This window comes from Promicromonospora kroppenstedtii DSM 19349 (assembly GCF_000515355.1).
Taxonomy (GTDB): Bacteria; Actinomycetota; Actinomycetes; order Actinomycetales; family Cellulomonadaceae; genus Promicromonospora; species Promicromonospora kroppenstedtii.
The window spans coordinates 90,120-101,108 of record NZ_KI911710.1; the positions used below are offsets into that span (position 1 = coordinate 90,120).

Annotated in this window: 9 protein-coding genes; all 9 read left to right on the forward strand. The window is 70.3% G+C overall.

Translation table 11 applies throughout. From position 1 onward, the window contains the following. Nucleotides 1–1,133: FtsX-like permease family protein (locus tag PROKR_RS19815; RefSeq protein ID WP_036966140.1), on the forward strand; the 1,133-nt coding region annotated here is incomplete at its 5' end. 15 nt (nt 1,134–1,148) lie between these two features. Continuing rightward, entirely contained in the window at nt 1,149–2,171 is a 1,023-nt protein-coding gene (locus PROKR_RS19820; protein WP_036966143.1) for an ABC transporter ATP-binding protein, read from the forward strand. Continuing rightward, the gene (locus PROKR_RS19825) at nt 2,168–2,872 is read left to right on the forward strand and encodes an ABC transporter ATP-binding protein (protein WP_036966146.1); all 705 of its coding nucleotides are present in this window, start codon (nt 2,168–2,170) and stop codon (nt 2,870–2,872) included. The genes PROKR_RS19820 and PROKR_RS19825 overlap by 4 nt, the downstream gene beginning before the upstream one ends. A gap of 247 nt (nt 2,873–3,119) precedes the next feature. After that, entirely contained in the window at nt 3,120–4,790 is a 1,671-nt protein-coding gene (locus PROKR_RS19830; protein ID WP_084800553.1) for an ABC transporter substrate-binding protein, read from the forward strand. A gap of 152 nt (nt 4,791–4,942) precedes the next feature. Beyond that, nucleotides 4,943–5,869: an ABC transporter permease gene (locus PROKR_RS19835; RefSeq protein ID WP_036966152.1), complete on the forward strand. Its 927-nt coding sequence runs from the start codon at nt 4,943–4,945 to the stop codon at nt 5,867–5,869. After that, entirely contained in the window at nt 5,862–6,824 is a 963-nt protein-coding gene (locus PROKR_RS19840) for an ABC transporter permease (RefSeq protein ID WP_036966155.1), read from the forward strand. Before PROKR_RS19835 ends, PROKR_RS19840 begins: the two co-directional genes overlap by 8 nt. Then, on the forward strand, nt 6,821–8,566 hold the full coding sequence (locus PROKR_RS19845) for a dipeptide ABC transporter ATP-binding protein (protein WP_142039013.1): 1,746 nt from the start codon (nt 6,821–6,823) through the stop codon (nt 8,564–8,566). Before PROKR_RS19840 ends, PROKR_RS19845 begins: the two co-directional genes overlap by 4 nt. Nucleotides 8,567–8,767: 201 nt before the next feature. Beyond that, nucleotides 8,768–10,711, forward strand: coding sequence for a translational GTPase TypA (gene typA, locus PROKR_RS19850; protein WP_425414918.1), 1,944 nt, complete (start codon nt 8,768–8,770; stop codon nt 10,709–10,711). Between the two features lie 31 nt (nt 10,712–10,742). Continuing rightward, nucleotides 10,743–10,989, forward strand: a 247-nt coding sequence (locus tag PROKR_RS19855) for a PIG-L family deacetylase (protein ID WP_036966157.1), incomplete at its 3' end; no start/stop codon positions are given.

Here is a 10,989-nt window from a genome sequence, read left to right on the forward strand (position 1 = left end):
CCGTCCCGGCGATCGCGCTCGTGCTCGCGGTGGCCGTCGCGGCGACCTCGGCCGTCCTGTACTCCACGGTCTCCGGCGGCGTGGTCCGCGAGGCCTGGCGGGCGACCGGCGCGGACCTGCGCGTCTCGGGTCCCGTTGTCGACGCGCCGGTGGCGGAGCAGGTGGCGGCGATCGACGGCGTCGCCGCCGTGTCGCCGGTGGGCGACGTCGGCGACGGTGTGCTGCAGGGAGCGGGTTCCTCGCCGCGGGCCGAGGTGTGGACCGTGGACGCGGCCGAGCTGGCCGTCGCACAGCAGGACGTCGAGGGCGCCCCCGAGGTGCTGACCGACCTGGCCGGGGAGGGCGGCGCAGACGCCGACGGGGCGCTCCCCGTGATCCTCACCCCCGGTGCGGCCGGTCCGGGCGTCGGGCCGGGGACCACCGGGATCACGCTCACGACGCAGGCGGGCAACGTGCCCGTCCAGGTCGTCGATGTGGTCGACGAGCTCCCGGGACTGCCGGCCGGCCGCTCGCTCGTGCTGGCCGACGGCGACCGCCTCGCCGAGGCCACGGGCGACGTCACCTACGCGCGTCTCGCGCTCGTGGGCCTGACCGACGACGCCGACCGCGCCGCCGTGACGGGCGAGATCTCCCGGCTGCTCCCGTCGTCGGTCGTGGAGGACCCGGACCAGGAGGCCGACGCCGTGCTGGCGGCGCCCGTCTCGGGCGGGCTGGCCGTCGCGTTCGTGCTGGCCGTGCTGCTCGCGGGCCTGCTGTGCGCTGGGGCCGTGGTGATGACGCTCATGCTCGCCGCCCCCGCACGGGCGCGGCTGCTCGCCGTGCTGCAGACCCTCGGCCTCTCGCCCCGGCAGGGCCGCGGGCTGGTCGGCTGGGAGATCGGGCCGTGGGCGGTGGTGGCCCTCGTGATAGGCGCCGTGCTCGGCGTGGTGGTGCCGGAGGTGGTGCTGGCCGCCGTGGACGTCACCGCGCTGACGGGGGGCCCGACCCAGCCCGACGCGCAGTACGACCCGGCGCTGCTGGGCGCGGCCGCCGTCGGCTTCGTGGTGGTGGTGCTGGCCTCGGTCGGCGTGGCGGCGGCACTGAGCCGCCGCGGCGAGGTGGCCGCCCAGCTCCGGATGGGGAGCAACGACTGACATGAGGGAGAACCGATGAGCACGACCATCGAGCTGACGGGCGGCGCACCGGCCTCGGCCGGGCCCGCGGAAGGCGGCGAGATCCGGTGCGCCGACCTGGTGCGGATCTTCGCCACCGACGGCGTGGAGGTGCAGGCCCTGCAGGGCCTCACGCTGACGGTCGAGCCCGGGGAGATCGTCGCCGTCGTCGGCGCGTCCGGTTCCGGCAAGTCCACGTTGCTGACCATCCTGTCGGGCCTGGACACGCCGACCGGCGGTTCCGCGGTGGTGGCAGGCACCGACCTGCTGACCATGGGCCACGCCGAGCGGGTGCGCTACCAGCGGTCCACCGTCGGCTTCGTCTGGCAGCAGACGTCGCGCAACCTGCTGCCCTACCTCACCGCGGCGGAGAACGTGCGTCTCCCGCTGGAGCTGGCCGGCTCGCTGCCGCGGCGCGAGCGCGCGCGCCGGGTCGAGGAGCTGCTCGAGCTGCTGGAGGTCGGGCACGTGGCCGGTCGGCGGCCGGGGGAGATGTCCGGCGGCGAGCAGCAGCGCACCGCCATCGCGGTGGCCGCGGCCAACAACCCGCGCGTGCTCCTGGCCGACGAGCCCACCGGCGAGCTCGACGAGGCCACCTCGGTCGAGGTGCTGGAGGCCTTGCGTGGCGTCAACCGCGAGACCGGCGTGACCACTTTGATCGTGACGCACGACCCGACCGTGTCCGAGCACGTCGCGCGCACCGTCCAGATCCGAGACGGCCGCACGTCGACGGAGACGCTGCGCCGCACGGAGGTCGACGAGCACGGCGCAGAGCGGCACGTCGCGGAGGAGTTCGCGGTGGTCGACCGGGTCGGCCGGCTGCAGCTGCCGCAGGACTTCGTGCACGCGCTCGACCTGCGCGACCGCGTGCGGCTGGCGCTGGAGCCCGACCACGTGGGCGTGTGGCCGGCTGCGCCGGGCCAGACGGCGGAGTCCCACCCGCAGGTCGAGCCGGCCCCGCTGATCGAACCGCACCCGCCGGTCGCGCCTGGCGAGACCCCCACCGAGGAGGACCGATGACCACCACCACCCCGGCCCGCACCGTGCTGCGTGCCCAGGGCCTCACCCGGGTGTTCGGCACCGGTGCCGGCGAGGTGCGCGCGCTGGCGGACGCGACCCTCGAGGTGGCCGCGGGCGAGCTGCTCGTGGTGCGCGGCCCGTCCGGTTCGGGCAAGACGACGCTGCTGAACCTGCTCGGCGGGCTGGACCGGCCGACGTCGGGCGGCGTGTGGCTCGGCGACGCCGAGCTGTCCGCGCTGGGGGAGCGCGACGTGCTGGCCGCGCGGCGCGACCGGATCGGCTACGTGTTCCAGTCGTTCGGGCTGGTGCCCGTGCTGTCCGCCGCGGAGAACGTGGAGGTCCCGCTCCGCCTGCGGCGCACCCCGCAGGACGAGCGCTCGCGGCGGGTGGCGGAGGCGCTGGACGCCGTCGGCCTCGGCGGGCACGCGAAGCAGCGGCCGTACGAGCTCTCGGGCGGGCAGCAGCAGCGGGTGGGCATCGCCCGCGCGCTCGTCGCCGACCCGGAGGTGCTGCTCGCGGACGAGCCCACCGGTCAGCTCGACTCGGGCACGGCGGCCGTGGTGATGGATCTGCTGGCCAGGGTGGTGCACGAGCGCGGCGTGGCCGCCGTCGTCTCGACGCACGACCCGGAGCTGATGGCGCGGGCCGACCGGGTGGTGGAGCTGCGCGACGGCCGGGTGGTGGCTGGAGGCAACGGGTGAATTTCCTGGTCGAAGGCCTCTCGGCGCCTGTGTTACGGCTGTGAGAACCGCCTGGTCAGAACTGTTACCCGGTGTTACTCCCACATACCGAGATGGTCACAACTCGGTGGCGTTTCCATGGTGGTGGTCATCGGCGGGGGCAGGGAGCGGTTACGTTATTCCGTGATACCACGGGGCGCAACGAAGCGTCCGCATCGCTCCGGACGGCACCCGCCGCACCGGGGTGTACTGCTACCCAGGAGGACACGTGACACCTCGAAAGCGACTTATGGGGCTCGGCGCGTTCGCGCTCGCCTCGTCGCTCGTGCTGACCGCTTGCGGCGGTGGCGGCGGCGGCGAAGAGACCGGTGAGGGTGCCAGCACCGGCATCGTCACGGTCGGCAACGGTGAGCCGCAGAACCCGATCATCCCGACCATGACCAACGAGACCTTCGGGTCCAAGGTCACGAGCAACGTCTTCGCCGGTCTCGTCTACTACGACGCCGAGGGTGTCGTGCACAACGAGGTCGCGGAGTCGATCGAGTCGGACGACAACAAGGTCTGGACGATCACGCTCAAGGACGGCTGGGAGTTCTCGGACGGCACGCCCGTCACGGCCCAGAGCTTCGTGGACGCCTGGAACTACGGCGCCTACGGCCCCAACGCGCAGAACCTGAGCTACTTCTTCGAGCCCATCGAGGGGTTCACCGACCTCCAGCTCGCGGAGGACCAGCTCGACGCCGAGGGCGCGCCCAAGGAGGGCGAGGTGCCCGCGTCCAAGGAGATGTCGGGCCTCGAGGTCGTCAGCGACACCGAGTTCACCGCGACCCTCGCGCAGCCCGAGTCTGACTTCCCGCTGCGGCTGGGCTACTCGGCGTTCTACCCGCTGCCCGAGTCGTTCTTCGAGGACCCGGAGGCGTTCGGCGAGGCCCCGATCGGCAACGGCCCCTACGTCCTGGAGACGTGGGAGCACAACTCCCTGATCGAGCTGCGCCCGAACGAGACGTACGCGGGCGAGCGCGAGGTCCAGAACGGTGGTGTCGACCTGGTCGCCTACACCGACGAGGACTCGGCGTACAACGACCTGCTCGACGGCAACCTGGACATCGTCACCAACGTCCCGGCCTCCGCCTTCGGCACGTTCGAGGACGAGCTGGGCGACCGCGCGGTCAACCAGCCCGCCGCCGTGATCCAGGTGATCAACGTCCCGGAGTACAACGAGAAGCTGTCCGGCGAGGCCGGCCTGCTGCGCCGTCAGGCCATCTCGATGGCGATCGACCGCGAGTCGATCACGGAGACCGTCTTCTCCGGTTCGCGTACCCCCGCCACCGACTTCACCTCGCCGGTCATCAACGGCTGGACCGAGGACCTCGAGGGCAACGAGGTGCTCGACTTCAACCCGGACGAGGCCAAGGCGCTCTGGGCCCAGGCCGAGGAGATCGAGCCGTGGGGTGACGAGCCCCTGTTCATCGCCTCCAACGCGGACAGCGACCACCAGTCGTGGATCGACCCGACCTGCAACGGCATCCGCGACACGCTCGGCATCGACTGCGAGTTCGACGCCTACCCCACGTTCGACGAGTTCCTCGACGCGCGTGACAACGAGGAGATCAAGGGTCTCTTCCGCGGCGGCTGGCAGGCCGACTACCCGGCCATGAGCAACTTCCTCGGCCCGATCTACGGCACGGGCGCCGGCTCGAACGACATGGGCTACTCGTCCGAGGAGTTCGACGCCAAGCTGAAGGAGGCGAACGGCGAGTCCGACCCGGACGCGGCGATCGAGCTCTACAAGGAGGCCCAGACGATCCTGTTCCAGGACCTCCCGGGCATTCCGCTCTGGTACAACAACGCGACCGGCGGCTGGTCCGAGTCCGTCGACAACGTCGTGTTCGGCTGGGACAGCGACCCGATCCTGTACCAGGTGACCAAGTCGGAGTGAGCCTGATCACGACCGGTACCCCGGCGTGACGTTCCGCTCCAGGTGAGGCGGGGTACGCACCATGCGTGCCCCGCCTTCGACTGTGCTGCGGCGCGTCACCCGGGAGTTATCCGGGAGAATGGTTCGCTGAAACCGCCCAAGGAGAATTCTCGATGCTTTGGTATCTCGGTCGCCGGCTGCTGCAGGTGATCCCTGTGTTTCTCGGCGCCACCCTGTTGCTCTACGCGCTGGTGTTCCTGCGCCCTGGTGACCCCGTGGCCGGACTGGGTGGTGAGCGAGGGCTGCCCGAAGCCGTGCAGCAGCAGATCCGCGCCCAGTTCCACCTCGACCAGCCGTTCATCGTCCAGTACCTGTACTACCTGAAGGGCATCTTCACCTTCGACCTCGGCAGCACGTTCACCGGCCGCCCCGTGTCGGACGTCGTCGTGGAGGCCCTGCCCATCACGTTCCAGCTCGCGATCATGGCTCTGGTCATCGAGACGGTCTTCGGTATCGCCTTCGGTCTCTTCGCCGGCCTGCGCAAGGGCAAGTTCTTCGACTCGACGGTGCTCGTGTTCAGCCTGCTGCTCATCGCGCTGCCGACCTTCGTCACCGGCCTCGTGCTGCAGATCGTCGTGGGGGTCCAGCTCGACTGGCTGCCCGTCACCGCCGGCCGAGATCCCGACTTCGTCAGCCTGCTGATGCCGGCGGTGGTGCTCGCCACGACGTCGTTCGCCCAGATCCTGCGCCTGACCCGCACCTCGGTCATCGAGAACGCCACGGCCGACTTCGTGCGCACCGCGCGTGCCAAGGGACTCTCCGGCGGCCGGGTCGTCAACCGCCACGTGCTCCGCAACTCGCTGATCCCTGTCGTCACCTTCGTCGGTGTGGACCTGGGCAACCTCATGGCAGGGTCGATCGTCGTGGAGGGCATCTTCAACATCAACGGCGTCGGCGGCACGTTGTTCAACGCGATCCAGCGCGGCGAGTCGGTCACGATCGTGACCCTGTCGACCGTGCTGGTGCTCATCTACATCGTCGCCAACCTGCTCGTGGACCTGCTCTACGCCGTCCTGGACCCGAGGATCCGTTATGCCTGAGAACCGCTACGACAAGGCCCCGCGTCCGGGCCAGGACCGTTACGTGGCCGCACCCGAAGAGGTCAAGGTGGGTGTGGTGGACGCCGTCTCGACGGACACGGCACCCTCCAGCATGTGGCAGGAGGCGTGGCGAGAGATGAGCCACCGGGTGCTCTTCTGGGTCTCCGCGGCGATGATCGTCATCGTGATCGTCGTGGCGATCGCACCCGGTCTGTTCACCGACCAGCTGCCCCGCTCGGGCTGCGACCTCGCGAACTCGCTCCTCCCGCCGTCGGGCGAGCACTTCTTCGGCACGGACAAGAACGGCTGCGACATCTACACGCGGACGCTCTACGGGGCCGAGGCCTCGGTGCTGGTCGGCCTGCTCACCACCACCTTCGTGGTGCTGCTCGGCACGGTCGTCGGCGCGATCGCCGGCTACTACGGCGGCTGGCTCGACACCATCCTGTCGCGCCTGACCGACATCTTCTTCGCCGTGCCGTTCGTGCTGGCCGCGATCGTCATCCTGAGCATCGTGCCGTCCCGCAGCGCCCTGGCGGTCGCGTTGGTGCTGGCCTCCTTCGGCTGGACCACCATCGCCCGGATCACCCGAGGTGCCGTGCTGAGCGTGAAGAACAACGAGTTCGTCACGGCGGCCAAGGCGCTCGGCATGAGCCGTGGCGCCATCCTCTGGAAGCACGTGCTGCCCAACTCGGCCGCGCCGATCATCGTCTACTCGACGGTGGCGCTCGGTACGTTCATCGTGGCCGAGGCCACGCTGACGTTCCTCGGTATCGGCCTCGACCCCTCGACCGTCTCCTGGGGCGGTGACCTGTCCAACGGGCGGGCCTCGATCCGGACCAACCCGGAGATCATGTTCTACCCGGCCGCCGCACTCGCCTTCACCGTGCTCGGCTTCATCCTGCTGGGCGACGTCGTGCGCGACGCCCTCGACCCGAAGGCGAGGAAGCGATGACCACCACGATCACCCTCACCGACGGGGCCACCGAGGACGCCCCGGTGCCCGCCGAGAAGCGCGACGACAGCACCCCGCTGCTCGAGATCAAGGACCTGAAGATCTCGTTCACCACGGCGGCCGGTGTCGTCGACGCCGTCCGCGGCGTGGACCTCACGGTCTACCCGGGCCAGTCCGTTGCGATCGTGGGCGAGTCGGGCTCCGGCAAGTCCACCACGGCGCACGCGATCATCGACCTGCTGCCGGGCACCGGCAAGGTGACCGGCGGGTCCATCTCGTTCGGCGGGCGTGAGCTCGTCGGGCTGGGCCGCAAGCAGACCGAGGACCTGCGCGGCCGCGAGATCGGCCTGGTACCCCAGGATCCGATGTCCAACCTGAACCCGGTCTGGCGCATCGGCACGCAGATCGACGAGGCGCTCGTCGCCAACGGCTTCCAGGGGAGCAAGGCAGAGCGCACCGCGCGCGTCGCCGAGCTGCTGGGTGAGGCCGGCCTGCCCGACGCGGAGCGGCGCGCGCGCCAGTTCCCGCACGAGTTCTCGGGCGGTATGCGCCAGCGCGCGCTCATCGCGATCGGTCTGGCCTCGCGGCCCAAGCTGCTCATCGCGGACGAGCCGACCTCGGCGCTCGACGTGACGGTCCAGAAGAAGATCCTGGACCACCTGGAGGGGCTGACCGCCGAGCTCGGGACCGCCGTCCTGTTCATCACGCACGACCTGGGCCTGGCCGCCGAGCGCGCCGAGCACCTCGTCGTGATGTACAAGGGCAAGATCGTCGAGTCCGGGCCCGCGCTGCAGATCCTCCAGGACCCGCAGCACGAGTACACCAAGCGGCTCGTCGCCTCGGCCCCGTCGCTGGCGTCCCGCCGCATCCAGTCCGCGCACGAGCGTGGCCTGGAGTCCTCCGAGCTGCTCGCCGAGCACGCGGACGAGGCGGAGGCCACGGTGCCCGACGTCGTCGTCGCCAAGGACCTCACCAAGGTGTTCCACATCCGTGGTTCCCGGCCGGGTTCGCACACGAACTTCACCGCGGTGGACGGCATCGACTTCACGCTGCCCAAGGGCCACACCCTGGCGCTGGTGGGCGAGTCGGGATCCGGCAAGTCCACGGCGGCCAACATGGTGCTGGGTCTCCTGGAGCCGACGTCGGGCACCGTCATGTTCGACGGCAAGGACGTCGGCAAGATGTCCGCGAAGGAGCAGTTCTCGCTGCGCCGCCGCGTGCAGCCGGTGTTCCAGAACCCGTACGGGTCACTGGACCCGACGTACTCGATCTTCCGGTCGATCGAGGAGCCGCTCGTCCTGCACAAGGTGGGTGACCGCAAGTCCCGCGAGGCGCGGGTGCGCGAGCTGCTCGACATGGTGTCGCTGCCGCAGGCCACCATGCGCCGGTTCCCGAACGAGCTGTCGGGCGGGCAGCGGCAGCGCATCGCCATCGCGCGTGCGCTGGCGCTCAAGCCCGAGGTGCTCGTGCTCGACGAGGCCGTCTCGGCGCTCGACGTGCTGGTCCAGGCGCAGATCCTGACGCTGCTCAACGACCTGCAGGCCGAGCTCGGGCTGTCCTTCCTGTTCATCACGCACGACCTGGCCGTGGTCCGGCAGATCGCCGACCTGGTGGCCGTGATGAAGGACGGGAGCATCGTGGAGCACGCGACCACCGACGAGGTGTTCGACAACCCGCAGCAGGAGTACACGCAGGACCTCCTGGCGGCGATCCCGGGCGCGAGCCTGGAGATCGGCGGCTGACCCGCTCCTCGTGAGCACGTGGCAGGCCCTCGGGTCACTCCGGTGACCCGAGGGTCTGCTGCGTCCGGGGGTGTTCACCGCACAGTGACACGGTCGACACCTGGCGATTTCGATTCGCGGGTAAGATGGGTGGTGCTGCGAGACCGGTCCGTTCGGGCCAGAGTCCGCGCCCCTGACCTCCCTTCTGGAAATGAGTGCTCCGTGACCGTGCCTGCAACCGCGCCGACCTCGGCCCGTGCGACCCGATCCGACCTGCGTAACGTCGCGATCGTGGCCCACGTCGACCACGGCAAGACCACGCTCGTGGACGCCATGCTTCGGCAGGCCGGCGCGTTCGGTGCCCGCCAGCACCTCGAGGACCGGGTCATGGACTCCGGCGACCTGGAGCGCGAGAAGGGCATCACGATCCTCGCCAAGAACACCGCGATCCGGTACGCCGGCCCCGCGGCCGCGGCGAGCGGTGAGCCCGAGGGCATCACCATCAACGTCATCGACACCCCGGGCCACGCCGACTTCGGTGGCGAGGTCGAGCGCGGCCTGTCCATGGTCGACGGCGTCGTGCTGCTGGTCGACGCGTCCGAGGGCCCGCTGCCCCAGACCCGCTTCGTGCTCCGCAAGGCGCTGGCCGCGAAGCTGCCCGTCATCGTCGTCGTGAACAAGGTGGACCGCCCCGACGCCCGCATCAGCGAGGTCGTCGCCGAGACCACCGACCTGCTGCTCGGTCTGGCCGGCGACCTGTCGGACGAGGTCGAGGACCTCGACCTGGACGCCATCCTCGACGTGCCCGTCGTGTACGCGTCCGCCAAGGCCGGCCGCGCCTCCACCGACCAGCCCGCCGACGGCGGCCTGCCGGCCAACGAGGACCTCGAGCCGCTGTTCGCCACGATCCTTGACAAGATCCCGGCCCCGACCTATGAGGAGGGCGTGCCGCTGCAGGCGCACGTCACCAACCTCGACGCGTCGCCGTTCCTCGGCCGCCTCGCGCTGCTGCGCATCCACAACGGCACCCTGTCCAAGGGCCAGAACGTCGCGTGGGCCCGCCACGACGGCAGCCTGCAGAGCGTGAAGATCACCGAGCTGCTGGAGACCAAGGCGCTCGACCGGGTGCCGACGGACAAGGCCGGCCCCGGCGAGATCGTCGCCGTCGCGGGCATCTCGGACATCATGATCGGCGAGACCCTCACGGACCTCGACGACCCGCGTCCGCTGCCGCTCATCACGGTCGACGACCCGGCCATCTCGATGACCATCGGTATCAACACCTCCCCGCTCGCGGGCAAGGGCGGCAAGGGCCACAAGGTCACCGCCCGCCAGGTCAAGGACCGCCTCGACTCCGAGCTCATCGGTAACGTCTCGCTGAAGGTGCTGCCGACCGAGCGTCCGGACGCCTGGGAGGTGCAGGGCCGCGGTGAGCTGGCGCTGGCCATCCTGGTGGAGCAGATGCGCCGCGAGGGCTTCGAGCTCACTGTCGGCAAGCCGCAGGTCGTCACCAAGACGATCGACGGCAAGGTCAACGAGCCGATGGAGCGCATGACCATCGACGTGCCCGAGGAGTACCTCGGCTCCGTCACGCAGCTCCTCGCCCAGCGCAAGGGCCGCATGGAGACCATGACGAACCACGGCACCGGCTGGGTCCGCATGGAGTTCATGGTCCCGGCGCGCGGCCTCATCGGCTTCCGCACCCAGTTCCTCACGGACACCCGCGGCACCGGTATCGCCGCGTCGATCTCCGAGGGCTACGAGCCGTGGCACGGCCCGATCGAGTCGCGCATGACCGGCTCGCTGGTCGCCGACCGCTCCGGCAAGGTGACGCCGTTCGCCATGATCAACCTCCAGGAGCGCGGCTCCTTCTTCGTGGACCCCACGCAGGAGGTGTACGAGGGCATGATCGTCGGCGAGAACTCGCGCAACGAGGACATGGACGTCAACATCACCAAGGAGAAGAAGCTGACGAACATGCGGTCCTCGACCGCCGACAACTTCGAGAACCTGATCCCGCCGCGCAAGCTGACGCTCGAGGAGTCCCTCGAGTTCGCGCAGGAGGACGAGTGCGTCGAGGTGACCCCTGAGGTCGTCCGCATCCGCAAGGTGCTCCTGAACGCCACGGACCGCGCCCGCGCGACGGCTCGCGCCAAGCGTTCCTGACGTCCCACCGCTGAGTGCTGGACCTTCGCCCATGAACTTTCGTTCCGCGGGCGAAGGCCCAGCACTCAGTGCTTTCTCCGGGCTGCTGGCGGTGCACGCGCACCCGGACGACGAGACGCTGTCGACCGGCGGCCTGCTGGCCGCGTTCGCCGCGGCCGGGCGGCCGGTGCACCTCGTGACCTGCACCCGCGGGGAACGCGGCGAGGTCATCGCCCTGCCGGGTACGACGTCGGAGGGCCGGGCCGGGCTGGAGGGCGACGGACCCGCGCTGGGCGCGT